The 23,996-nt window shown below is 72.4% G+C and carries 24 protein-coding genes; 15 read left to right on the top strand and 9 right to left on the bottom strand.

Going from position 1 to position 23,996, the window contains the following annotated elements:
* Positions 1-226: 226 nt before the first annotated feature.
* Positions 227-1,213 (bottom strand): NAD(P)-dependent alcohol dehydrogenase, encoded by a 987-nt coding sequence (locus ABD841_RS13175; RefSeq protein WP_344971060.1) that lies wholly within the window; start codon positions 1,211-1,213, stop codon positions 227-229.
* 281 nt (positions 1,214-1,494) lie between these two features.
* Between ABD841_RS13175 and ABD841_RS13170 the strand changes: the two genes are divergently transcribed.
* A complete protein-coding gene (locus ABD841_RS13170; RefSeq protein WP_344971058.1) occupies positions 1,495-2,277 on the top strand; it encodes a DUF2306 domain-containing protein in 783 nt (260 codons plus the stop codon).
* Positions 2,278-2,346: 69 nt separating this feature from the next.
* On the opposite strand, the gene ABD841_RS13165 is transcribed toward ABD841_RS13170, so the two are convergent.
* From ABD841_RS13165 to ABD841_RS13155, 3 genes are all read right to left on the bottom strand, one after another.
* A complete protein-coding gene (locus tag ABD841_RS13165; protein ID WP_344971056.1) occupies positions 2,347-3,003 on the bottom strand; it encodes a response regulator in 657 nt (218 codons plus the stop codon).
* Positions 3,000-4,139 (bottom strand): sensor histidine kinase, encoded by a 1,140-nt coding sequence (locus ABD841_RS13160; RefSeq protein ID WP_344971054.1) that lies wholly within the window; start codon positions 4,137-4,139, stop codon positions 3,000-3,002. Before ABD841_RS13160 ends, ABD841_RS13165 begins: the two co-directional genes overlap by 4 nt.
* A 243-nt stretch (positions 4,140-4,382) precedes the next feature.
* Entirely contained in the window at positions 4,383-4,865 is a 483-nt protein-coding gene (locus ABD841_RS13155) for a hypothetical protein (RefSeq protein ID WP_344971053.1), read from the bottom strand.
* A 352-nt stretch (positions 4,866-5,217) separates the two neighbouring features.
* On the opposite strand from ABD841_RS13155, the gene ABD841_RS13150 reads away from it, so the two are divergent.
* The 3 genes from ABD841_RS13150 to ABD841_RS13140 all read left to right on the top strand — a co-directional run bounded on the left by ABD841_RS13150 (position 5,218) and on the right by ABD841_RS13140 (position 7,358).
* Positions 5,218-6,273: a lytic transglycosylase domain-containing protein gene (locus ABD841_RS13150; protein ID WP_344971051.1), complete on the top strand. Its 1,056-nt coding sequence runs from the start codon at positions 5,218-5,220 to the stop codon at positions 6,271-6,273.
* A gap of 229 nt (positions 6,274-6,502) precedes the next feature.
* On the top strand, positions 6,503-6,886 hold the full coding sequence (locus ABD841_RS13145; RefSeq protein ID WP_344971049.1) for an ArsR/SmtB family transcription factor: 384 nt from the start codon (positions 6,503-6,505) through the stop codon (positions 6,884-6,886).
* A complete protein-coding gene (locus tag ABD841_RS13140) occupies positions 6,879-7,358 on the top strand; it encodes an SRPBCC family protein (protein ID WP_344971048.1) in 480 nt (159 codons plus the stop codon). Before ABD841_RS13145 ends, ABD841_RS13140 begins: the two co-directional genes overlap by 8 nt.
* Positions 7,359-7,588: 230 nt before the next feature.
* On the opposite strand, the gene ABD841_RS13135 is transcribed toward ABD841_RS13140, so the two are convergent.
* Entirely contained in the window at positions 7,589-8,989 is a 1,401-nt protein-coding gene (locus tag ABD841_RS13135; protein WP_344971047.1) for an FAD-binding oxidoreductase, read from the bottom strand.
* 229 nt (positions 8,990-9,218) lie between these two features.
* Here ABD841_RS13135 and ABD841_RS13130 point away from each other — a divergent pair, with 229 nt between their 5' ends.
* Positions 9,219-9,710, top strand: coding sequence for a GNAT family N-acetyltransferase (locus ABD841_RS13130; RefSeq protein WP_344971045.1), 492 nt, complete (start codon positions 9,219-9,221; stop codon positions 9,708-9,710).
* On the top strand, positions 9,710-13,276 hold the full coding sequence (locus ABD841_RS13125; protein ID WP_344971043.1) for an ATP-binding protein: 3,567 nt from the start codon (positions 9,710-9,712) through the stop codon (positions 13,274-13,276). Before ABD841_RS13130 ends, ABD841_RS13125 begins: the two co-directional genes overlap by 1 nt.
* Before the next feature lie 151 nt (positions 13,277-13,427).
* On the opposite strand, the gene ABD841_RS13120 is transcribed toward ABD841_RS13125, so the two are convergent.
* Positions 13,428-13,748 (bottom strand): hypothetical protein, encoded by a 321-nt coding sequence (locus ABD841_RS13120; RefSeq protein WP_344971040.1) that lies wholly within the window; start codon positions 13,746-13,748, stop codon positions 13,428-13,430.
* A 237-nt stretch (positions 13,749-13,985) separates the two neighbouring features.
* Here ABD841_RS13120 and ABD841_RS13115 point away from each other — a divergent pair, with 237 nt between their 5' ends.
* The 3 genes from ABD841_RS13115 to ABD841_RS13105 all read left to right on the top strand — a co-directional run bounded on the left by ABD841_RS13115 (position 13,986) and on the right by ABD841_RS13105 (position 15,687).
* Entirely contained in the window at positions 13,986-14,360 is a 375-nt protein-coding gene (locus tag ABD841_RS13115; RefSeq protein WP_344971038.1) for an STAS domain-containing protein, read from the top strand.
* 5 nt (positions 14,361-14,365) lie between these two features.
* Positions 14,366-15,073 (top strand): NUDIX domain-containing protein, encoded by a 708-nt coding sequence (locus tag ABD841_RS13110; protein ID WP_344971036.1) that lies wholly within the window; start codon positions 14,366-14,368, stop codon positions 15,071-15,073.
* Between the two features lie 122 nt (positions 15,074-15,195).
* A complete protein-coding gene (locus ABD841_RS13105; RefSeq protein ID WP_344971035.1) occupies positions 15,196-15,687 on the top strand; it encodes a GNAT family N-acetyltransferase in 492 nt (163 codons plus the stop codon).
* 46 nt (positions 15,688-15,733) lie between these two features.
* On the opposite strand, the gene ABD841_RS13100 is transcribed toward ABD841_RS13105, so the two are convergent.
* Entirely contained in the window at positions 15,734-16,090 is a 357-nt protein-coding gene (locus ABD841_RS13100; protein ID WP_344971033.1) for a DUF742 domain-containing protein, read from the bottom strand.
* On the bottom strand, positions 16,087-18,051 hold the full coding sequence (locus tag ABD841_RS13095; RefSeq protein ID WP_344971031.1) for a sensor histidine kinase: 1,965 nt from the start codon (positions 18,049-18,051) through the stop codon (positions 16,087-16,089). Before ABD841_RS13095 ends, ABD841_RS13100 begins: the two co-directional genes overlap by 4 nt.
* Positions 18,052-18,315: 264 nt before the next feature.
* Here ABD841_RS13095 and ABD841_RS13090 point away from each other — a divergent pair, with 264 nt between their 5' ends.
* Positions 18,316-18,657, top strand: coding sequence for an SWIM zinc finger family protein (locus tag ABD841_RS13090; RefSeq protein ID WP_344971029.1), 342 nt, complete (start codon positions 18,316-18,318; stop codon positions 18,655-18,657).
* On the opposite strand, the gene ABD841_RS13085 is transcribed toward ABD841_RS13090, so the two are convergent.
* Positions 18,567-18,836 carry a barstar family protein gene (locus ABD841_RS13085; RefSeq protein WP_344971027.1) on the bottom strand — a complete coding sequence of 90 codons (270 nt, stop codon included), beginning with the start codon at positions 18,834-18,836 and terminating at the stop codon, positions 18,567-18,569. The genes ABD841_RS13090 and ABD841_RS13085 overlap by 91 nt on opposite strands.
* Before the next feature lie 279 nt (positions 18,837-19,115).
* On the opposite strand from ABD841_RS13085, the gene ABD841_RS13080 reads away from it, so the two are divergent.
* The 5 genes from ABD841_RS13080 (at position 19,116) to ABD841_RS13060 (ending at position 23,982) form a co-directional block, all read left to right on the top strand.
* Entirely contained in the window at positions 19,116-20,174 is a 1,059-nt protein-coding gene (locus ABD841_RS13080; protein WP_344971024.1) for a DMT family transporter, read from the top strand.
* A 9-nt stretch (positions 20,175-20,183) separates the two neighbouring features.
* Positions 20,184-20,807 carry a GntR family transcriptional regulator gene (locus ABD841_RS13075; protein ID WP_344971022.1) on the top strand — a complete coding sequence of 208 codons (624 nt, stop codon included), beginning with the start codon at positions 20,184-20,186 and terminating at the stop codon, positions 20,805-20,807.
* A gap of 58 nt (positions 20,808-20,865) precedes the next feature.
* Positions 20,866-21,216, top strand: coding sequence for a hypothetical protein (locus ABD841_RS13070; RefSeq protein WP_344971020.1), 351 nt, complete (start codon positions 20,866-20,868; stop codon positions 21,214-21,216).
* A 241-nt stretch (positions 21,217-21,457) separates the two neighbouring features.
* The gene (locus ABD841_RS13065; protein WP_344971018.1) at positions 21,458-22,912 is read left to right on the top strand and encodes a sugar transferase; all 1,455 of its coding nucleotides are present in this window, start codon (positions 21,458-21,460) and stop codon (positions 22,910-22,912) included.
* A 2-nt stretch (positions 22,913-22,914) separates the two neighbouring features.
* Entirely contained in the window at positions 22,915-23,982 is a 1,068-nt protein-coding gene (locus ABD841_RS13060; RefSeq protein WP_344971016.1) for a glucose-1-phosphate thymidylyltransferase, read from the top strand.
* Positions 23,983-23,996: the final 14 nt, after the last annotated feature.

Below are 23,996 nucleotides of genomic sequence, written 5' to 3'. Positions count from 1 at the left end.
CAGCCGCCGCCCGGTGGGGCCGTTTCCGCCGCTCGGTACCTATCAGAATGTGTTCCGGCTGGGATGGCGGTGTGAGTACCGGCCACGCCGATGCCGTCACCTTGCGCGGGCCATCCTCGCACGGCCCGCATCCCGGTGTGGTCGTGTGCGGTGCGGGGTGCCGGTCACGGCGGTGGGGGAGACCGCCTCGCCGGTGGGGCCGTCGTGCACGCGGCGGGCCGGCGTCTCAGACCGTGACGACGACCTTTCCCGCGGCGCGTCCCTGCTCCTGATACCTGACGGCCTCCGGGATCTCCTCGAACGGGTAGCGGCGGTCGATGACCGGGGTGACCTTCCCGTCCTCGATGAACCCGGTCAGCGTGATCAGGTTCTGCTTGTTCTCCGTGCACCGGACCACGTCCGCCAGGGCCGTCCTCCGGGAGGTGAACGGCGACGCCGCGAGCGCCGCGAACACGTGGGCGACGGGCTGCAGCCACCGCCCCCCGGGCCCGCCGACGACGACGTAGACCCCCTTGGGGGTCAGCACCCGCCGGCACGCCGACCCCGGGCGGCTGCCCGCGCTGTCCAGCAGAAGGTCGTAGCGCTGTTCCCTCCGCGTGAAATCCTCCACCGTGTAGTCGATGACCTCGTCCGCGCCGATCGATCGGACCAGGCCCACGTTCCGGGTGCTGCAGACGCCGGTGACCTCCGCGCCGAACGCCTTGGCGATCTGTACGGCGAACGTGCCCACGCCTCCCGAGGCCCCGTTGACGAGAACCTTCTGCCCGGGCTGGATCCTTCCCTCGTCGCGCAGGCCCAGCAGGGCGGTGCCGGCCGCCAGCGGCACCGCCGCCGCCTCCTCGAACGAGAGGTTCTTCGGTTTCGGCGCCAGCTCGCCTTCCCGGACGCACACGTACTCGGCGAAGCCGCCCTGCTTGGGCATCGCGAACACCTCGTCGCCGGGGCGGAACTCCGTCACGTCCCTGCCGACCGCCTCGACCTGCCCCGCGATGTCGGCGCCCAAGATGGTGATCTTCGGCTTGCGCAGCCCGGGGCCGCCGCCCATCAGACGTGCGATGTACGGCTCCCCCCGCATGAGGTGCCAGTCATAGGGCTGGACGGAGGTGGCGCGCACCCGGACCAGCACCTCGTCGTCGCCCGGCACGGGCTTGTCGACCTCGGTGAGCTCGAGTGCGTCGGGTGAGCCGTACGAGCGCAGGACGAACGCCTTCATCAGATCCTCCTCATCCACCGCGGGGCGCGGGTGCCGGCCGTGGCGCAGGTCCGCCGGAGATCGGCGGGCTCATGGGCCGACGTCGTGGCCCGCGCCGGTGGACCGGGGGAGCCGCCGACCGGACGGTGACGAGCGTGTCCCGAGCCACCCGGGATCAGCGTAGGAAGCCCGCGCGAAGGACTCATCAGCCGAAAGTACGCCCGATCGGCGGACGGACGGCCGACTCGGACCGGGCCGTTCCGGCGATGCGCCGTCACCGTCCCGGCGGCCACGCTCGAACCATGACCGATGAGAGCCCGCTGAGGCGTCCCCCGTTCCCGCGGTCGCCGCGGAGCGACCGGCCGGCGGACGACCGGCACACATCGGGGGCGTCCACCGCGGCCCCCTCCGGCCGGGCGGGCCGGCTCGTGCCCGCCGCGTTGATCGTGCTCAGCGCCGTTCCCATGGCCGCCGGGGCCGTCCGCCTGACCGAGTTGACGGGCGGCGCGGAGATCACCCCGGAGAACGCACGGTTCTTCGCGGCGCCTCTGCCGGTGGTGCTGCACATCCTCAGTGTCTGTCTGTACAGCGTTCTGGGGGCTTTTCAGTTCGCCCCCGCCTTCCGCCGCCGGAGACCCGGCCGGCACCGCGTCGTGGGACGGCTCCTGGTCCCGTGCGGACTCGTCGCGGCGCTCTCGGGGCTGTGGATGACCCTGTTCTATCCCCGCCCCGACGGTGACGGTGATCTCCTCACCGGCTTCCGGCTCCTCTTCGGCTCGGCCATGGCCCTGGCCGTCGTTCTCGGCTTCGCCGCGATCCGGCGGCGGGACGTCGCCCGGCACCGCGCCTGGATGATCCGCGGTTACGCGATCGGCCTGGGCGCGGGCACGCAGGTGCTGACGCATCTGCCCTGGGTGCTGGTCTTCGGGACACCCGGTGAACTCCCCAGAGCGCTGCTCATGGCCGCCGGCTGGATGATCAACGTCGCGGTGGCCGAATGGGTCATCCGCAGGCGGCCGGCGACCCGGCCCGCACCTCTGCCGAGCCCCGCGGGTGCTCCGGCGGGCGGTCCCGGGCGCCGGTGAGCGGGACACCCACCGCCGGGGAGCGGGAGCCCGGGACCGCGATCACCCGGGGATGCCGCCGCCTCCGGTTCAGTTGTTGACGCGATTGGTCTCGTAGGCCCACATGGCGATCTCGACACGGTTACGGGCGCCGAGTTTGGCCATCAGGCTGGCGATGTGGGACTTGACGGTGCTGAGAGAGATGCGGAGCTCGTCGGCGATCTCGCTGTTGGTCCGTCCGCGTGCCACGGTGGCCAGGACCTGTTCCTCACGGTCCGTGAGCGTCTCGACGGGCCGTACCGGTGGTGCGGAGGGCCCCGTGCGGGCGAAGGCCCCGAGCAGTCGTGCGGTGATGCTCGGGGCGATGAGCGCGTCACCGGCGGCGGCGGCGTGGACGGCCTGGGACAGCAACTCGGCGCCGGCGTTCTTGAGCAGGAAACCCCGGGCGCCGGCCCTCAGGGCGGCGTAGACGTACTCGTCGAGGTCGAAAGTGGTGATGACGACGACGGCGAGGGGGTCGTCGACGTCCGGTCCGGCGAGGGCTCGGGTGGCTTCGATCCCGTCGATGCCGGGCATGCGGATGTCGAACAGGCACACGTCGGGACGTAGCCGCCGCGCCAGTTCGACGGCTCGTCGCCCGTCGGCGGCCTCGCCGACGACCTCGATGCCCGGCTGGGCGTTGAGGATCATCGTGAGCCCGGTGCGGACGATCTCCTGGTCGTCGGCGACGAGCACCCGGACGCTCATGCCGCCGCCCCGGTCCGGGGCAGCACGGCGGTCACGGTCCAGCCCCGGTCGGGATTCGGACCGGCCACGCAGGTGCCGCCGAGCAGGTGAGCACGCTCGATCATGCCGATGAGCCCGTATCCCGGCGACGCGGTCGGGCGCACGAGGCCGCTGTCGCCGTCGTCGCTCACCCGCAGGTGCACCGACGTGTCGTCGGCGGTGACACGGACCTCGACGCGGGTGGCGTGACGCGCATGCCGTCTGGCGTTGGTGACGGACTCCTGGGCGAGGCGGTAGATCGCGGCCTCGACCGAGGGAGGGAGGTCGCCGAGGTCACCCGAGATCTCCACGCCGACGGACGGACCGGAACGGTCCCGGCCCGCGAGCTGTTCGATGTCGGTGATGCGCCGGCCGGGCGCCAGGTCGATCGGGTGGTCCCGGCGGAGGACCCGGACCATGGCGTGCATCTCGGCGAGCGCGCGCGCAGCCTCGGCCTCGATCACGTGGAGCGCCTCGGTCGCGGCCTCCGGTCGCGACGCCGCTGTGGCGAGGCCCGCCTGGGCGCGTATCGCCATGGCCGACACGTGGTGGGCGACGGTGTCGTGCAGGTCGCGGGCCAGCTGCTCGCGTTCGAGCAGCTTGGCCTGTTCGATCTCGCGCATCCTCGCCCCGGCCCGGTACCGGAACGCCCCGCCCAGGGCGACGGTCGTCGGCAGGACGGTGAACGCACCGATCGCGTCGGCGCCGGTGGTGTGGCCGGAGACCAACGGGAGGGAGGCCGAGACGAGCATGACCGTCAGCCCGACCACGGCCTCGCGCCCGGACCCCCACCGGAACAACGAGTACGGCAGGATCAGCTGGTACGCCATCGTGTACATCTCCGAAGGGGGCTGGCCCGTCAGCAGCGGGGCCAGGTTCGTGACGGCGAAGCAGATCACGACCATCAGCAGCGGCCTGGTCCGGCGCCACAACAGGGTGGGCAGCAGCCCGACGGCGACGATCACGGAGAGGGTCCGCCACGGAAGGTCCGGCCGCAGGACTCCTTCGAGCACCGCGACCGGCGCGAGCACCCCCACCAGCACCCAGTCCCGCCACACCCGCCGCGGCGGGTCGGGAGGACGGGGCTCGTCCCACACGGAACGGAGGAAGGTGGGCACGTGGACATCGTACGGGAGCCCCTCGCCCCGGACGGTTCAACGACCTGGAGGAGGTCGCGGCGGATCTGCGCGACCTGGCCTGCTGCCCCGGCCGCCGGGAATCGACACCGACAGCCGCAGCCGGGCGAGCGGAATGCCCACCGGCTCGCGGACCGGAACACACAACCGGGACGGCGACAGCGGCTTCGTGACGGTGTTCCCGGCCACGTGCCTGGCGAGGACCGGTCGCCCCGGCCTTCGCGTCTAGCCGCAGTACTCCCACGCGCCTTCCGGCGTGCCTCCGTGGACGATGGGCTGGGAGCCGATCCGGATCGCCCCGCCGAACCGGACGCACAACTGGTCGGCGTAAGCGTAGACCGGGCCCGCGAACCACTTGTAGCGTGTGCTGCCGTCGGCGACTCCGATGTCAGGGCCGTCGTACTTCTTGTTCCTGTTCTTGTCCGCGAAGAGCGCGACGTACAGATAGCTCGTCCGTCCGACGTAGGCGCTCGCCACCCGGGTTATGGCGCATTTCCGCCGGGTGAGGCTGCTGTGGTACAGCGTGACGGTGCCGTACACCTCCCCGCCCTTCGCCCCTTTCGTGAGGGTGTAGTCGGCTACCTTGCGGAACGAGTTTCCTCTGCAGGTGCCCTGAGGGTAGGCGTGCGCGGGGGCGGCGGACACCAGGGTGAGGGCGGCCGCGGCGGCCAGGGCCGTGCCGCCCGCGACCCAACGAGTGATCTGCAAGGGCTCTCGCCTGACTGTCCAGGAGATGGTCATCGATCATCCCTGATAAGCGAATACGGGACGGGATCACGCTAGCATGGCCGCCTTTGGCGGTATCTACCATTTCTTTGCTCTATGGCCCTATATGGGCATCCGGTGCCGAGGCGTCGGCAAGGCGTTCTCCCTCGGCGTGGTGACCACGTGCGCCCGGTGGCGGCCCGGCGCCGGGCAGTCCCGCAGTTGAGATCGATGCCGGCGTCTGCACGCCCTGTTTCGCCCGGAGCGGCTCACACCCGTTGCCATGACGGAGGGGCCGGCACATTCCGCTCCGTCGGTAGTCCCCGCGAGGTCACCGGTTCGGTACGTTGGGCCGATGGAGGACCAGCACGCGGGGGGTGCGCGGCCGGGGCGTGGTCACCGGCCGGGCGGGCGGGTGACGGTCGCGCGGGGGGACGCCTCGGGTGGCAGGCCGCCGGGTGCGCGCGCAGGCCGGTTGCGCGGGAAGCCGCTGGCCGCCTCGCTCGTCGGCCTGGCCGTCGCGGTCTCCGGCTGCGCCGGCTCGCAGGGCGCCGCGTCCACGGCAGCCCCCGGCGGGACGGTGACACGGCCGGTTCCGGAGCGGTCGGCGACGCCGTCGGCGACGGCGCCCGCACGCCGGGCGTCTGTCCTGCCCGCCCCGGACGCGGCGATCCCCGAGGACCCGTCACGGCTGGCCCGTTCCCTGGCCGACACCACCGCGGAGCTGCGACGCGCCGTCGACGACTGGGTGCGGACGGGGGATCCCGCCAAGGGGCGGCCCCCCGAGCCGGTGGTGCTGCTGGCCCTGCACCAGCAGCGCGTCTACCGGCATCTGGCCCGCAACCCGAAGGTCGCGTCCCGCACCTATGCCGCGTTGCCCAAGGCCCTGGCCGGGCAGGCGAAGGACAACGTGACGGCCGTCCGGAATCTGCTCTCCCTCGTCCACCCCGTCAGCAAGCCGGCGACGTTCCGCGTCGAGCAGCCCGAGCCCGCCGACGTCCTGCTCGGCCACTTCCGGCGCGTCGAGCGCCGGTTCGGTGTCGAGTGGGAGGTGCTGGCGGCGGTGATGTTCGTCGAGACCAAGTTCGGTCGCGTGCGGTCACCGAGCCACACGGGTGCCAAGGGGCCGATGCAGTTCATGCCGGGGACATGGGAGGCCTACGGGATGGGGGGTGACGTCCACGATACCCGGGACGCGCTGCTCGCCGCGGCCAACTACCTGCGCGCGTCGGGGGCGCCGCGCGACTACCGGCGTGCGCTGTACGCGTACAACCACTCCTGGGCGTACGTCGACGCGGTGCTGCTGCACGCGCGCCAGATCAAGCGGGACATCAGGAACTACTACGCCTACTACAACTGGCAGGTGTTCGTGGTCACCACCGGTGGTGAGCGTCGCCTCACCGGCCCCTGATCCTCGGCGCGTGTCCGTCGCGGGGATCCCGGACCCGTGATCGCCCGGCGGCCGGCGCGGGTCCGGCGGGACCGTTCCTTCACCATGCCGTTCTCTCCTTCGGCGGCACCGCGAGCTCGACGGCGGTGCCGCCGTCCTCGTGGATGCGCGCCGGCGGGTCCGCGGGCTTGACAGGGGGAGGCGCGAGGCGCATTCTTAACCTGCTCGTTCTAAAACAAGGTGGTTATAAATGGCGGACGACCGGATCAGTCTCGTGTTCGCCGCTCTCGCGGATCCCATCCGGCGCGCGATCCTGACGCGGCTTACCGAGGGCGACGCGACCGTCGCCGAGCTCGCCGCGCCGTTCGATGTGTCCCAGCCGGCGATCTCCCGGCACCTCAAGGTGCTGGAGAACGCGGGGCTCATCTCCCGCACCCGGCGCGCGACCGCCCGGCTCAGCCACCTGGAGGCCGAGCCGCTCCGCGAGGTGACCACCTGGCTGGCCCGCTACCAGCGGTTCTGGGACGAGAGCCACGAGCGGCTCGACGAGCTGCTCGCGGCGCTGCAAGGCGACCGGAAGGGCGAACGCGACCGCGACACGGCGGTCCGACCGAGGGGAGACGACCATGGGTAAGACGCAGATCACCGCCGAGCCCGGGATGCCGCAGATCATCATCACGCGTGAGTTCGACGCGCCGCGTGACCTGGTGTTCCGTGCGTACACCGACCCCGAGCTGCTGGTGCGCTGGCTGGGCCCGCGCGATCTGACGATGACCGTCGACGAGTACGACGTCCGCGACGGCGGCAGGTGGCGCTACGTCTCCAAGGACGCCCAGGGCAACGAGTACGGCTTCCACGGGGTCTTCCACGGCACCCCGTCGCCGGAGGGCATCGTGCAGACCTTCGAGTTCGAGGGCGTGCCGGGCCACGTCTGCCTGGAGACGCTGACCATGGAGGAGCGCGACGGCAGGACCATGGTGCGCACGTCCTCGGTCTTCCAGTCGGTCGAGGACCGCGACGGGATGATCGCCTCCGATATGGAGCGCGGCGTGCGCGACTCCGACGAGCGCCTGGCGGAGTTGCTCGCCACGCTGCAGGCCGGCTGAGGCCGCCACGCGTCCCTCTGCGCGGGTGCGGGCCGCCCTCCGGCCCGCACCATCACCGCGTCATCGATCAACATCACCTGCGGTCCGGTCGTCGGCTGGCGCCCGGCCGGGAAGGTGCTCCGCGCGATCGGCTCGCGGACCGGCGGATGCCTCCGGCCGGGCCGGGCCCCGCCGGTCCGGCCGGGCCGCGATCCTGACGGCGCTCCACGGGTGCCCGGGAGCCACGTGGCTCAAAGGCGCGGCACGACGTGGCCGAAGCGGAAGACGCGCGCCGGGTCGTAGTGCTCCTTGATCGCGACGAGCCTGCGCAGCACCGGCTCCGGCCAGGCCCGGGCCAGGTCCTCGGGGGCGAGCGCGCGCCCGTGGAAGTTGAGCTGCGTGCCGCCGGTCGCCCAGGGGGCTAGCGCGTCGAGCACGGATCCGGCCACGGCCGGGATCACGCTGTCCATCAGCTCGGGGACCGGAGCGCCGACCACGAGGATGCAGAAGGCGGCGTCCCGCCCGCCCACGGCGTTCGGCTCGCGCGGTTCCCGGGCCAGCGCCCCGCCCATCTGGCGCAGCTCCACGATGGCCAGCGGCGCGTCGGTCGCCGGGCCCGCGGTCGCCAGCAGCGCCTCCACGGTCTCCTCGGTGAGCTCGCGCAGCAGGATGCCGCGTTCCCAGGTCGGCATGGGGTTCACCGGGTCGTTGTGCACCGAGTCGATCGCGCTGAACGGGATCTGCGCGATCCCGTCGAGGACCGGCTCGGCGACGGCGCGCATCGGGGCGAGCAGGGCCTCGGCCTCCTGGGCCTCGCCCAGGTGGGTAAAGCGCAGATGGGTCACGAAACGCCCGCGCAGCTGCGGCGGCAGCTCGGGGAGCGGCGGCAGGCGCAGCATCGCCACCGAGGTGGTCGTGGCCTCCGGCAGCGTGCCGGCCCAGTCCCGGTAGGCGTGCAGGACGGCGGCCGTGTCCTCGGCCCGGTAGTAGAGGCCGCCCCCGTACAGGGACGCCACCGGGAACAGGTCGACGACGATGGAGGTCACCACGCCGAAGCTGCCCTTGCCGCCGCGCAGCGCCCAGAACAGGTCGGGCTCGCCGTCCGGGCCGGCCACCCGGATCTGCCCGTCCGCGGTCACGACGGTGATCTCACGGACGTGGTCGGCGGCGAAGCCGAAGGCCCGGCCGATCGGGCCGAGGCCGCCACCCAGCGTGTAGCCCACCACGCCCACTCCGGACGACGATCCGTTCAGCGGCGCCAGGCCGTGCGGCGCCGCCTTGGCGATGACCTCCGCCCAGGTGCAGCCCGCGCCGACCCGCGCACTGCGGTCGGACGGGTCGACGGTGACGTCGCGCATCCTGGACGTGGTGATCAGCAGCGCCCCGTCGGCGGCCTGTACCGCTCCATGGCCGGTGGCCTGCACGGCGACGGGCAGGGAGTGCCGCACCGCGAAGCGGATCGCCGCCGCGACGTCCTCGGCGCCGGTGGCGCCGACCACGACGGCCGGACGGTGCAGGGTGGCGAGGTTGAAGCCGGTGATCTCGGCGTCGAAGCCGTCCTGCCCGGGGGTCAGCACGGGGCCCGCCACCTGCCGGCGCAGCGCGTCCAACTCGTCGCCGAAATGGTCCGCCGCGGGTGACACGGTGCTCATGGGTCTCCTCCTGATCGCGAAAGGTGCGCAGCCGGCGTCCACCGGGCCGGCCCTCAAGTTCTCCCACCCGCCTCTTGGGAACGATTAGTAAGTCACCGATGACCCGCTTAAGGCCGACCTGGACATACCGCCTCCTCGCGGGGCGTGGGCGGGCGGGGAGAGCCGAGGCGGAAGGGCGGGCCTAGAGTTTTCCTGACCGTCCTCAAGACGCCCGGAGCATGCTGCGCGCATGTCGTCACCACCGGAGTCACAGCCGTCCGGCATGCTCCTGCTGCGGGAGATCCCGGCTCTCCCGGGCGGGTGGGCCTCCGCGATGTTCGGCATGGTGCTGGCCGAGACGCTGGCGGAGGTGTCGGTCGCCCGCTGCCGCCTGTACGTGCTGGTCGATCTGGTCCGGCCCGCCGCCGACCCGCCGGTGGCCGGCGCCCTCGTCGAGATGGGGCCGCCCGCCCGCGAGGCCCGGTTGCGGGCCCTGTCCGTCGATCGGGCGCACCGGGGGCGGGGCCTGGACCGCAGGCTGCTGGGAGACCTGCTGACGGAGCTGCGCGCGGACGGTGTCCAGCGGGTGCGCTACCGGGTCGTGGGAACGGACACGGCAGTGTGCACGTTGCTACGTTCGGCTGGGTTTGTCCTAGAAGATGAGAACCCCGCAGTAACCTGCCGATACGATGGGGCCGCGATCGAGGCACCGGCGGTCGCCTGGCTCATGCGGGAGTTGTGATGCTCGCTAACGACGACGACGGGCGAGCGCCCGCCGACGCGGCGGACCGGCTGGACTTCCGGATCCTCGGCCCGATCGAGGTCGTCGACGGCACGGGAACCCCCCTCGACCTGGGGTCGCGCAAGCAGCGCGCCGTCCTGACGCTGCTGGTGCTCAACGCCCCCCACGTCGCCCCCCTCGACCAGCTGATCGACCGGCTCTGGGCGGACGAGCCGCCCTCCAGCGCCACGGGAACGCTCCAGGCGTACGTCTCCCAGCTCCGCAGGATCCTCGAACCGCGGCGCAGCCCCCGCTCCCCGGCCCGCGTCCTGCGGACCCGCGAGCCCGGGTACCTGCTGGACATCTCGCCCGACCAGGTGGACGCCAACCGCTTCGCCCGGGCGCTGGAGGCGGCGCAGACCGCCCTGGCCGCCGGACGGGCGCGGGAGGCCGAGCGGACCCTGGACGAGGCCCTGGCCACCTGGCGAGGCCAGCCGCTCGCCGACTTCCCCGACGACTCCTTCGCCGGGTCCACGGTGGCCCGCCTCACCGAGGCCCGGCTGTCGGCCCTGTCGGTCCGCGCCGAGGCGTGGCTGACGCTGGGCCGGCACGCCGAGGCCGCCGTCGAGGCCGGGCACCTGCTCGATCTCGACCCCTACCGGGAGGGCTTCTGGGCCCTGCTCATGCGCGCCCTGTACCGCGACCGCAGGCAGGCCGAGGCGCTCGCCGCCTACCAGCGCTGCCGTACCCTCCTGAGCGACGAACTGGGCCTGGACCCGAGCCCGGAGCTGCGCCGGCTCGAACAGGCCATCCTCGACCAGGACGAATCGCTCATCGGCGCCTGGCCTGCGGTGGCCACGGGCCCGTGGCCGGTTCCGGAGGGGGAGACGCGTCTCCCCGCGCGGGGCGCGCACGTCCCGGCCGCTCCGGATCCCGGCGATCCGGCCGGGCTCGGCCCCCGGCCGGGCGAGGCCGGACCCGCGCAGGCGCCACCGCCCGTCCTGGCCGAGTACCGCAGCAGGCTGGTGGGCAGGGAGCCCCACCTGCGCCGGATCCGGGAGAGGCTGGACGACGCCGTCCGCGGTGCGGGCGGCGTCCTGCTGGTCAGCGGGGAGTCCGGCATCGGCAAGACCCGCCTGGCCGACGCGGCCGCGCAGCTCGCCGAGGAGGCGGGCGTCACCGTGGTGTGGAGCCGCTGCGTCGAGGGCAGCGGCGCGCCCCCCTTCTGGCCGTGGATCCAGGTTCTGGACGCCCTGGGCGGGGGCGGCCCCGGCGGCACGGACGCCGGGGACGGCGGTGAGCTGGCCGGGGTGATGCGCAGGCTGACCGGCGGGGACGGGGCGCCCGGCACCGACGACCCCGACACCGCGCGCTTCCTGCTGCACGACGCCGTGTCCAGGGCGCTGTCCCGGCGGGCGGACGCCTCGCCGGTGCTCCTCCTCATGGAGGACATCCACTGGGCGGACGCCGCGTCCCTGAAGCTGCTGACCTTCTTCGGCGCGGACCTGCACCGGGTGCCGCTGCTCGTACTGGCGACGCTCCGCCCCGACCCCGCCGAGGCGCGCCAGGCGCTGACGGACGCGCTCGGCGACCTGACCCGGCAACGCGGCACCGAGCGGATGAGCGTCACCGCCCTCACCGCCGAGCAGGTCGCCGACTACCTCCACGACCTCGACCCCGCCCTCGCCCACGCGCTGCACGACCGCACCGGCGGCAACCCTTTCTTCCTCGGCGAGCTGCTCCGCCTGCTGACCAGTGTCTCGCCCCTGCACCGGGTGACCGCCGCGGACGTCGCCTCGATCGCCGTGCCCGACGGGGTGCGCGACGTCATCACGCAGCGCGTCTCACGGCTGCCCGAGGACACCCAGACCCTCCTGCGGGTCGCCGCGGTGATCGGCCGGGACGTCGACGCCGACGTGCTGGAGGCGGCCGCGGGCATCGGCGGCGCCCGGATGATGATGCTGCTGGAACCCGCGGTGGCGATCGGCCTGCTCACCGAGGTGGACGGCGGCTGGGACTACCGGTTCTCGCACGCGCTCGTCCGCGAGACCCTCTACGGGGGGCTGAGCCGCCTTTCCCGGGCGCAGATCCACGGGCGGGTGGGGGAGGCGATCGAGAACCTCCACCCGGGGAACCTGGAGTCGCGGCTGCCCGTGCTGGCCCACCACTTCGGCATGGCGGCGCGGGTGGGGCAGGCGGCCAAGGCGACGTTGTACGCCTCCCGGGCGGCGATCCAGGCGGCGGCCCGCCTCGCCCACGACGAAGTGGTCATGTTCTGGGAGCAGGCGCTCGCCGCGCTCGACCCGCACGAGCCGGAGTCGGCCGCCTCCCGCACCACGCTCCTCATCGAGCTGGGCCGGGCGCGGCGGGTGACCGGGGACGTGATCGGGGCCCGCGTCGCACTCGACGAGGCCGTGACCCTCGCCTCCCAGCGGGGGGACGACGCGGCGGTGATCGAGGCCGCGACGGTCTTCGGCGGCGTGACACTGTGGAACTGGCGCTCCTACGGCGTGGTGGACGCGCGCATGGTCGCCGTGCTGGAGGACCAGCTGGACCGCCTGCCGCCCGGAAACGACTCCTGCCGGGCCGAGCTGCTCGGCACCCTCGGCGTGGAGCTCTACTACGGCGACCGCCGCGCCGAGGGACAGCGCCACGCCGCCGAGGCCGTCGCGCTCGCCCGGCGAATCGGTGATCACCGCCTGCTGGCGCGCACACTCAACAACTTCGTCATCGCGGCGTGGACCCCGGAGAACGAGGAGGAACGCTACCGGCTGGCCGAGGAGACCCTGACCCTCCCCGACCTGCCCCGCGCCGCCGAGATCATCGCGCGTCTGCACCGGATGCCGACCCTGCTGCGCTCGGGGATGCTGGCCGACTACGACGCCGAGCTGGCCCGCTGCCTGCGCCTGTCCGGCGAGGTGCGGATGCCGGAGATCGAGACGCAGGTGACCTACGCCGCGGTCGGGCGGGCGATGCTCGACGCCAGGTGGGAGGAGGCCGAGCGGCTGGCCACGGCCGCCACCGAGACCTACCGGCACACCAGCCTGTGGGGTCCCGACTGCATCTACCTGATCTGCACCTTCCTGTCGTCCTGGGCGCAGGGCCGCCACGGGGTGCACCTGGCCGAACTGGTCGACGCCGCCGCCGACGACGCCAACCGCCTGCTGCGCCCCACCGCTGTGCTGGCCGCGATCGAGGCGGGGGACGAGCCGTTCGCGCACCGCCTCATCGATCGGTGGGGCGCCACCGTCGAGCGCGACTGGACGTGGCAGTTCGTGGCCTGGCAGTGGGCCCTCGTTGCGGCCAGGATCGGTCGTCCCGATCCGCACAGGATGCTGGCCGAGCTGACCCCCGTCGCCGACGAGCTGGTGGTGCTGGGCACGGGCTGCGCCGCCTGGGGGTCGACCAACGAGGTGGTCGCCCGGCTGCTGCGCCGGGTCGGCCGGGCGGAGGAGGCCCTGGCACGCGCCGAGCGGGCGAGGGAGATCCACCGGCGCCTGGGGCTCTGGCACCTGGAACGCCGCAGCGCCGACCTCGCCGCGGAGATCCGCGACGGGGAACCGTCGCCGGGGCTGCGAAGCGCCTGAGCGGGGCGGCGGGCCGTTGCCCGCCCGGGAAGCGGGTGAACGGGAGCGGGCCTGCCCTGCCGTCCATGGCCCCGGACACCCACGGCCGCAGGTGTCCGGGCGGGCCGGCCTCGCCGTCCGGACCCCGGTGCCTGTCCGGGTCTCGCGGTTCCTACTCGGGTTTCCTGTCACGCCTGGCCGGGGTCCGCCGGTCGGCCTCGTCGGCCAGCTGGTCCTCCACGATGGCGCACCACCGGTGCCAGCGCGCGAGATCGAGGTGCTCCTCGACGTTCCCCACCCCCGCCTCGGCCAGGTGCTCGTGACCGCTGGCCGCGGCCTCGTGCGCGTTGACCAGGGCGTGGTGACCGTGGTTGGCCAGCGATTCGCTGACGGCCAGGTTCAGGGCTATCTCTCCCACCGTCCTGGGCCGGTTCGAAGGCTTCCCGCCGAAACCCTTCCTGCAGAAGTCTTGGCTCTCCGCGTCGTCGTTCATAGGGGCTGAGTGCCCCGCAGGGGGTAGATCTATCGGTGCGCCGGTAACCGATGGCGACGACATTCCGGGCCCCCGGAAGTGGTCGGCGGTGAAGCGGGAAGCCCGGCCCGTGAGGGGCGGGACCCCGCCTTCGGGCAGGGGAGGAGGGCACGAGCGGGTTTCGGTCGTCGGGAGGACCTCCTCCCACCGAGATCATTGGAATAGCCTCGGGACACCCGGCCTAAGGAACGTGCGGAGATGACGACGCGGCTTGCTGTCTCGGTCCGCAGGCACGAAGGTGCCTCCGTGATCGTCCTCGTGGGTGAGCTGGACAAACTGTCCAGCCCCGCACTCCACGACGCCCTCGCCGCCGAGCTGGCCGCGGGGACCTCCCGCCTGATCCTGGACGTCTCGGGCCTCCGGTTCTGCGACTCCACCGGGTTGTGGACCATGCTCGACTTCCGGCGGCGCGCGGACGCGGCGGGAGGCTGCCTGCGGCTGGCCGGGGTCGGCGGTGTCCTGGAGCGGCTCCTGACGATCACCGGTCTCACCGGCGCGCTCCTCGCCGACTCCGACGTCCCGGCGTCCCTGCGGGCGGCGGTCCCGCGCTCTCCCGCACCTGGTGCAGACTGATTCCCATGGACGAACCTTCTCGATCTCTGGAAAAGACCGTCTCCGGTGGGGTGCCCGGGGTGGACGTCCCGGACCGGCGGGGCCGTACCGGCCTCGACCGGGCAGGCCGTGACCTGACCGGCAACCCCGGGGTCCGGGTGCGGGAGGTGGAGCTTCTCTCGTCGAGCTGGTACGTGCTGCGCAAGACCACCTTCGACTACCGGCACCGGAACGGCACCTGGAGCACCGAGGAGCGGGAGACGTACGACCGCGGCAACGGCGCGACGGTGCTCCTCTACGACGCCGAGCGCGCGACCGTCCTGCTGACCAGGCAGTTCCGCTATCCGGTCTACGTGAACGGCCACCCCGACGGGCTGCTGCTGGAGACGGCCGCGGGCCTGCTCGACGACGACGACCCGGAGACCGCGATCCGGCGGGAGGCCACGGAGGAGACCGGTTACGACATCGGCGAGGTGGAGCACGTCTTCGACGTCTACATGAGCCCCGGATCCGTCACCGAGCGCGTCCACTTCTTCGCCGCCCCGTACAGCGCGGACCGGCGCACCTCCGAGGGCGGCGGGCTGGCCGACGACGGCGAGGACATCGAGGTGGTGGAGCTGCCCTTCGCGAAGGCGCTCGACATGATCGCCACGGGCGAGATCGCCGACGCGAAGACCATCATGCTCCTGCAGTGGGCGGCGCTGTCCGGTCCGTTCTCCGGCCGAGGTAGGTGAGCGGCCCGGGGCCGGCGACCGGGATCTCGTGGAAGCCGAGGCGGTCGTAGAAGGCCCTGGCCGCGGTGGCGGAGGCCGGGGGCACTTCCCGGCCCCGGCCTGCTGCCAATACCCTGCACGGCATGATTGACGTGGAGTTGCGCGGGTGGAGCCCTGACGACGTGCAGGTGGTGCTCGCCGCGTTCCGCTCCCCCGACATGGCCGACCAGGCGGCCAGGCCGATCGACACGCCCCGGGCGGCGCTGGAGTGGATGGGGCTGTGGGGGTTCCGGGACGACGCGCAGGCCTTCGCGGTGGTCTGCAATGGCGAGGTCGTGGGCAACGTCGCGGTCAGCGACATCGACGCGCACGACACCGGCTGGGTCTCCTACTGGACGCTGCCGCGCGCCCGGGGGCGGGGCGTGGCCGTGGCCGCGGCCAGGAAGGTGGCGGAGTGGGCGTTCCGCGAGCGCGGGCTGTTCCGCCTGGAACTGTGGCACCGCCTCGGCAACCGGGCCTCCTGCGCGGTGGCGACCAGGGCGGGGTTCCTGTCCGAGGGGATCGAACGGGCCAAGCTGAACTACGGTGGCGTCCGCTACGACGTGGAGCGGCACGCCCGCCTGGCCACCGACTGACCCGCCTCCACCGCGGCCGGGCGGAGCGCCCCGGGCCCGGCGGGGGTCAGAGCGCCTTGAGCCCGGCGAGCACGTCGCGCAGGATGCTCTCGTGGGGGACGCGGGCGGTCTGCGCGGGGAGGCGGACGGCGACCAGGCCGGCGTCGCGCAGGTCGGCCAGGAGCACCCGGAGCACCCCGACGGCCAGGCCCGTCGCGCTCGCCAGGTCCGCGACCGAGACGGGCGACCGGCAGGCGTCCAGGATCGCCAGGTGCTCGGAAGGCAGGTCCCGGTCCGGCCGCCTGACCGCCGTGACCACGGCCACCAGGTCGAACTGCGGCCCGGGGGCGCTGGTCCTGCCCCGGGTCATCGTGTAGGGGCGGACGATCGGACCGGCGTCCCGGTCGAGCCAGCGCTCCGTCATCGTGACCCGCTGTCCTGCTCGGCTCGGCGGCGGCCGTCGCGGAACGACGTCAGCACGCTGCCCGGCTCCCGGTCCCCGGCTTCCGCGGCCTGCCCCGCGCCGGGCGGCGCCCCGGCGGGTACGGTGCCCCGTACCCGCCGGGGCAGGCCGCTTGAGGGCACCCGTTCCACCTCCACCGAGTACGTGAACCTCGGCTGCGGGGTGTCGGCCATCAGCTCCCCGGGGATCAGCACGATCGCCGTGGTGCCGCCGAAGGGGGAGGGGCGCAGCGAGACGCGGATGTCGTGCCGGGCGGCGAGCCGGGCGACGACGAACAGGCCGAGCCGGTCGCTGTCGGTCAGGTCGAACTCCGGGGGGTCGGCCAGGCGCTCGTTGAGCCGGGCCGTCTCCTCCGGGCCGATGCCGAGCCCGCGGTCCTCGATCTCGATGGCGTATCCCCTGGCCACCGCCTCGCCGTGGACGCGGACCGAGGTGTGCGGGGGAGAGAAGACCGCGGCGTTCTCGACCAGCTCGGCGATCAGGTGGATCACGTCGGTGACGACGTTGCCGACCAGGGACGGGCCGTGCGGCACGCTGACCGTCACGCGCCGGTAGTCCTCGATCTCCTCGACGGCGGCGCGGACCACGTCGTAGATCGCGACCGGCGTCCGCCATCCCCGGCCGGGGACGGCGCCGGACAGGATGATCAGCCCTTCGGAGTGGCGGCGCATGCGGGTGGTCAGGTGGTCCAGGCCGAACAGGTCCTCCAGGGTCTCCGGGTCGGTGGCCCGCCGCTCCATCGTCTCCAGCAGGGCGAGCTGCCGGTGCAGGAGCGACTGGTTGCGCCTGGCCAGGTTCACGAAGACCTTGTTGACGCCCTTGCGCATCCGGGCCTGTCCGGCGGCGGCCTCGACGGCGGTCCGCTGGACCGAGGAGAACGCCTCGCCGACCCTGACGACTTCCGCGGTGCTGCCGTGGTCGAGCTCGGGCACCTCGGGGCGGACGTCCTCCCCCCGGCGCAGCCGGGCCACCACGTCCGGCAGCCGTCTGTTCGCCAGGTCGAGGGCGGCCCGCTGGAGGCCGACGAGCTCGCCGCTCAGCCGGCGGCCGAACCGCACCGAGACGAAGACGGACAGCCCCAGCGCGACCAGCCCGAGCCCGGCGGCGACGCCGATCCGGACCAGGATGTCGCGGGCGAGCGGCACGGACCGCTCGCTGATGCGCCTGCTGACGTCCCCGGCGAGTTTGTCGAAGGTGTCGGACAGCGTCGTGGCGACCGTCGCCCAGGCGGCCTCCGGCTCGGCCTCCGCGGCGATGGCGTTCTCGATCCGCTCGAAGGAGGCGTACGTCTCGGAGCCGTGCAGGGGGGTGTAGAGCGTGCGGAACTCCGTGTCGAGCTGGTCGAACCCCAGCGAGTAGAGGAGCCTGCGGCCGGTGGTGAGTTCGCGGAACGCGGCGCGCTCCTGGGCGCTCATGTGCCCTTCGACCACGGCGCCGGAGATCAGCGCGGCCTGCTGGCTGAGCATCTCGCGGCTGCGGCCGACCGTGACGATGGCCCGCGTCTGGTCGGTCAGGTCGATGTCGGTGGAGATGCGGATTCTCGCGTACACCTCGAAGGCCGCGGCGACGATGCCGTTGTAGGCGTCGAGGGCCTGCATCCGGGTGTCGGTGCGGGTGTCGACTCCGCTGCGGATCTCGGTGAGCCGGTCCATGGCGGTGGACAGCCGCGTCAGCCGGTCCCACGTGCCGGGGGTGAGGTCGTCGCGGCCCCGGGCGGCCAGCTGTTCCAGCTCCGCTCGCGCGGCGTCGGTCCGGGATCGTTGGGCGTCCAGCTCGGTGCGGGAGACGCCGACGTCGCCGAGGACGGACAGGGACAGCAGCCGTTCGTGCTGGAGGGCGGTCGTCACCTTTCTGGCGGGCAGGATCGCGTGCTCGTAGCCACTGCTGATCTTGAGAAGCTCCCGGCCGCTCTGAAGGGTCAAACTGGCAGCAAATCCCCAAATAACTACAAGAGAGACAATCGGCACCAGCAGTAGGGTAAAAATTTTGACCCGGATCGAGTATTTGCGGCCAGCCATATGACCTCGCACTACGGGGATGCGCGGTTAGCAGTGGCGAAACCCTAGCAATTTGGTGCATCTGCGACCAGATGTACGCGTGATTCGCTTTACACCGGATTTATCGCCTCGTGGTGGGCGGAACCGCGAGGTCCTGGGATACGTCTTCCTTCATAGGAGGGGGTTCCCATGCAAGAGATCGCGAACCTGGTCGCGGCGGAGGCACGGCGCGCCGGGCAGGCGGCGCTGGTGCGCGGCGGCGAGCTGGAGAGGTCGGGGGCGGTGCAGCCGGTCCGGTTCGGACCGTCGCTGGTGACCGCCGAGGTCGACGACGGCGCGACGTGCGTGGAGTTCCGGCTCGTCGACGGGGTGCTCCGCTGGTACTGCACCTGCCCCGACGGCCGGGGCGGAAGCTTCTGCGCGCACTGCGTCGCGACGGCTCAGTCGGTCGTGATCAGGACCGAGAGGAAGGACTCACCGGGCGTACCGTCGGAGACCGCCTCGGCGAGCACCGTCCGGATGGCGTCGTAGGCGGAGCGGTCCTCGTTCCACAGCGTCGACGGGTCCGACCAGATCAGCAGGTGCTCACCCGGCGGCAGCCACGACAGATCGGTCAGGACGTCGTAGAGGGCGTCGAGGTTGTGTCCGAAATGGTGGGGTAGCTCCAGGGCCTCGGCGATCGCGTCCATCGCCTCGGCCGAAGTGGTCATTTTCGTTCCGTCCAGCCGGTGCGGTGTGGCGGCGCCGATCCGGGCGGCCGCGTCCTCCGCCCTTCTCTCCTCCACGGTTCCCCGGGACACCGCGGGGTCACCTCCGTCCGCCGGCGGCCATGGCGTGTCTGCGGCCATGGGCTGCGCCCTTCGTCTGATGTCTCACCTGGCCGGAACTACCCACCTGCCGACCTGGGAAAACGGGGACGCGGCGTGTCCGGGGAGCGGACCGCGAAAAATTTTTGTCTAGTTGTCAGACAATCACTTACAATCAGGGGCATGAGACTCGCCGTGATCGGAGCCGCCGTGCTCTGGGGGACCGCGGGGACGGCGGGGTTGCTCGTCACCGGCGTCGACCCCGTCTCCCTGGCAGCCGCCCGCCTGGTGATCGGCGGCCTGGTGCTCGCGGCGGCCACCGCCCCGGCCGCCCGTCTCCTGCTCTCCTCCCTCCGCGGACCCGCGACCCCCGACTCCCGGGGCGGGTCCACCACCCCGGCCGCGCCCCCGGCCTCCGGGCGCCGGTTCGCCGCCCGCCTGGGAACGCTCGCGGCGGCGGCGGTGGCCGTGGCGGCGTACCAGCTGTGCTTCTTCGCCGCGGTCAGCAGGACGGGGGTGGCGATCGGAACCGTCGTCGCCATCGGCAGCGGTCCCGTCTTCACCGGGCTGCTGTCGTGGCTGCTCGACCGGGTGCCGCCCAGCCGACGCTGGGCGGGGGCGACCGCGGTGGCCATCGCCGGGTGCGCCGTGCTGACCGGCGGGGGCGGCGAGGCGCGGCTCGACGGGATCCTGCTCGCGCTGTTCGGCGGCCTGCTGTACGCGTTCTACGCGGTCACGGCGGCGCGCACGATCGCCGCGGGCGCCCCGTCCGACGGGGTGATGGGGCTGATGTTCGGCGGGGCCGCGCTGGTCATGGTCCCGGTCCTGCTGTGGACGGGCACCGGCTGGCTCGCCGAGCCGCGAGGCCTGATCACCGCCCTCTACCTGGGCTGCGCGACCACCGCGCTGGCCTACTTCCTGTACGGCAGGGGCCTGCGCACCACCCCCGTCGCGACCGCCGCCACCCTCGCCCTCGCCGAACCCGCGGTGGCCGCCCTGCTCGGCGTCGCCGTCCTCGATGAGCGGCTGACCCTCGCCTCGGCGGCGGGGCTGGCCCTCCTGGGCGCGAGCCTGGCCGCCGTCGCCCTCCCCGAGCGTGGCCCGGGAACCCCCTCCGGGCGTGGCCCGGGAACCCCCTCCGCCCGCGATCCGGAAGAGCGCGGCCCCGGAGGGCGCCGTCCCGGGCCGGCCGCCGGGGCCGGGCCCGAGCGTTCCGCCGAACGGGTGCCCGCGGGGGAATAGGGTCGCCTGGTGACCCTCCCGATCCATCCCGTCTCCGCCGTCGGAGCCCTCGCCGACGCCCTGCGCCGGCGGGTGCTGTCCGGCGAGATCGCCCCGGGCACCTCGCTCCCCGAGCAGGAGTTGGCGGCCCTGTACGGCGTGGCCCGGCCGACCGTCCGTGAAGCGCTCGCCGTGCTCGTGCACGAAGGGCTGCTCAGGCGCGAACGGCACCGCAGCGCCCAGGTGGTCGAGGTGACCGTGACCGATCTCGACGACCTGATGTTCGTCCGCCGCCCGCTGGAGGACCTGATGGCCACCGCGCTGGCCGGGCGCCGCGTCGCGGAGGCCGACGCGGCGCTGGCGCGGATGACCGCGCTGCCCGGCGACGCCCCGTGGTCGGACGTGGTGGCCGAGCACATGGCCCTGCACCAGGCGCTCATCGTGGCGGTGGGCAGTCCCCGGCTGGAGCGGCTCTACGGCATGCTGGCCGTGGAGACCCGCCTCGGCCTGGTGCGGCTGCGTGATGTCTACGCCGACCGGAACGTACTGGTCGCCGAGCATCGCGACCTGCTCGACGCGATCAGCCGGGGCCCGGCGCAGGCCGCCAGGAAGGCCGTCGCGGCGCATCTGGAGCACGGCTGGGGCGAACAATAGACGGTGACTTGCATGGTTCTATTGCACCGGGTGCCCTGAAGTCGTCACAATCGCGGCCATGCACGGCAACTCAGTGCCGGACACCTACGTATATGTCACCGAAGAGGGCGTGGCCCGCCACTACGCGGACGGCAGCGTCGACGCCCTCGCGTGGGAAGACGTCGTCGAGGTGCGGGTAGTGGGTGACGCGGACTCGGACATCCTGTTCATCCTTCTCGACCGGGACGGCCAGGGCTGCGTGGTGCCCAGATCGGCGACCGACGCGACCTTTCTCGCCCGGCTCCGGTACCTCCCGGATTTCGATCTTGACCGGCTGGGCGCGGCGGTGGAGACCGTGCGTGACGATTACGTCGTGGTCTGGCGCAGCCCCGAACCGCCGTCGGCTCTGCCGGATTTTGAATACGACTAATTGCCAATTAATACACAAATGCGGGCGAACAAACTTGCATGCCGGGTTCGTCTCGTCAAGATGTTCCCTCTGCCCCACTTAGGCCAATAGTGGACAGTGGGGTGCTATTCCGCTCCTCAATGGTGATCACTAGTATTTCCAGGGGTATCCGCGCCTCTGGGATATTAGAGAATGCTGTCAACCATTGAAGTGAGATGCGCGTCAGCTAGCCGTTGACGATGGGGCATCCGAGTGGGGTGGTATGGAAGTGGGAACAGAGGGGCCCGCCGTAGCGCTCCTCGAAGGTCCGGCACGCACTACTCCGAGTATTTGGACGCGGTCTTATGTCCGTATTCTGGTTGCGGGGGATATTGCATGCTCTGTAGTTGCCTGTGAGGCGGTTTTAGGGGTCCGATTATGGTTCGGAGCCTTCATCCCTGAAACAGAGGCGCTGCTGGGGCTGGGGCTGGCTCTGGCCTGGCCGGTCGCCCTGGCGGCGGGGGGCGCCTACCGCAGGCGCGCGCACGGCGAGGGCTCGGAGGAGTTCCGGGCGGTCTTCAACGGCGGAGCCGGGCTGACGGCCACCGTGGCGATCGGCGCGTACGTCACGCAGACGCCGATCGCCCGTAGTTTCGTCATGGCGATGTTCCCCCTCGCGCTCGTTCTCACGGTCGCCTTCCGCTATCGGATGCGCAAGCGGCTCCACCGGCGGCGCTCGCGCGGTGAGTACATGCGCCAGGTGGTCGCGGTCGGGCACCGGGAGTCGGTGCTCGACCTGGTGATCCAGCTGCGCAGGCAGCCCTACCACGGCATGACCGTGGTCGCCGCCTGCCTGCCGTCCGGGCCCGACCTGGTGGAGGTCGACGGCATTCCGGTGCTCGGGGGCTTCTCCGACGTGGCCGCGGTGGTCACCCAGGTCAACGCCGACGCCGTCGCCATCCTGGCCTGCCCGGAACTGGACGGCGCCGCGCTGCGCAGGCTCGCCTGGAACCTGGAGGACGCCCGCACCGACCTGTTCGTGGCGCCCGCGCTCATGGACGTGGCCGGGCCGCGCATCAGCATCAGCCCGGTCGCGGGGATGCCGCTGCTCCACGTCGAGCACCCCGACTTCCAGGGCGCCAGGAGGCTGGCCAAGAGCCTGTTCGACCGGGCCGGCGCCTGCCTGGCCCTGCTGGCGCTCGCGCTGCCCATGCTGGTGGTCGCCGTGCTGATCCGCGCGACGAGCCCGGGGCCGGCGCTGTTCCGCCAGGTCCGGGTGGGCAGGGGAGGCCGGGAGTTCCAGGTCGTGAAATTCCGCACCATGGTCGTGGACGCCGAACGGCTCAAGATCGATCTGGTGCGGAGGAACGAGTTCGACGGCGTGCTCTTCAAGATTAGGAACGATCCAAGGATCACCCGCGTGGGCGCCCACCTGCGGCGGTACTCCATCGACGAGCTGCCGCAACTGCTCAACGTGCTGCGCGGTGAGATGTCGCTCGTCGGCCCGCGCCCCCCGCTGCCCGCCGAGGTCAGGCAGTACGGCGAGGACGTGCGCCGCCGCCTGGTCGTCAAGCCGGGAATGACGGGCCTGTGGCAGGTCAGCGGGCGCTCGGACCTCAGCTGGGAGGAGTCCGTACGCCTCGATCTCCGCTACGTCGAGAACTGGTCGCTCTTTCTGGACCTGCAGATCCTCTGGAAGACCTGGAGCGCCGTCATCAGCGGAGAAGGGGCCTACTAGCCGTGAAAGCGCTCGTGCTCGCCGGAGGGTCGGGCACCCGGCTGCGGCCGATCACCCACACCTCCGCCAAGCAGCTCGTGCCGGTCGCCAACAAGCCCGTGCTCTTCTACGGGCTGGAGGCCATCGCCGCCGCCGGGATCCGCGAGATCGGGATCGTCGTGGGCGACACGCACGCCGAGATCGAGGCGGCCGTCGGCGACGGCCTCGCCTTCGGCCTGGAGGTCACCTACATCCGCCAGCCCGCGCCGCTGGGCCTGGCCCACGCGGTTCTCGTCTCCCGCGAGTACCTCGGCGACGACGACTTCGTCATGTATCTCGGGGACAACTTCATCGTCGGCGGCATCGACGAAATCGTGGAGGGCTTCGCCCGTGACCGGCCCGCCGCCCACATCATGCTCACCCGGGTCGGCGACCCCCGCCAGTTCGGCGTCGCCGAGCTGGACGCCACCGGCCGCGTCATCGGGCTGGAGGAGAAGCCGCCCGTCCCCAAGAGCGACCTCGCGCTGGTCGGCGTCTACCTGTTCACCTCCGCGGTCCACGAGGCGGTGGCCGAGCTCAAGCCCTCGTGGCGGGGGGAGCTGGAGATCACCGACGCCGTGCAGTGGCTGATCTCCGAGGGGCGGCGGGTGGAGTCCACCGTCATCTCCGGCTACTGGAAGGACACCGGCGGCGTCACCGACATGCTGGAGGTCAACCGGCTGGTGCTGGAGTCCCTGGACCCCCGCGTGGACGGTGTGGCCGACCCGGCCAGCCAGCTGATCGGCCGGGTGGTCGTCGAGGCGGGCGCCGTGGTCGAGCGGTCCCGCATCGTCGGCCCCGCGATCATCGGTCCCGGCGCCCGGATCCGCGACAGCTACGTCGGCCCGTTCACCTCCATCGCGGCGGGCTGCGCGATCACCGGCAGCGAGATCGAGTACTCGATCGTCCTGCCCCGGGCCTCGATCTCCGGGGTCTCCCGGATCGAGGCGTCCCTCATCGGCCACGACGTCGAGGTCACCCCCGCCCCCGTCACCCCCAGAGCCCACCGCCTCGTGCTGGGCGATCACAGTAAGGTGCAGATCAGCTCTTGACCCCCTCACCAGGC

It is taken from the genome of Streptosporangium fragile, assembly GCF_039534445.1.
In the GTDB taxonomy this organism is placed as follows: domain Bacteria; phylum Actinomycetota; class Actinomycetes; order Streptosporangiales; family Streptosporangiaceae; genus Streptosporangium; species Streptosporangium fragile.
The sequence above is the reverse complement of the archived record's forward strand: the minus strand, read 5'-3'. Positions and strand labels throughout refer to the sequence as shown.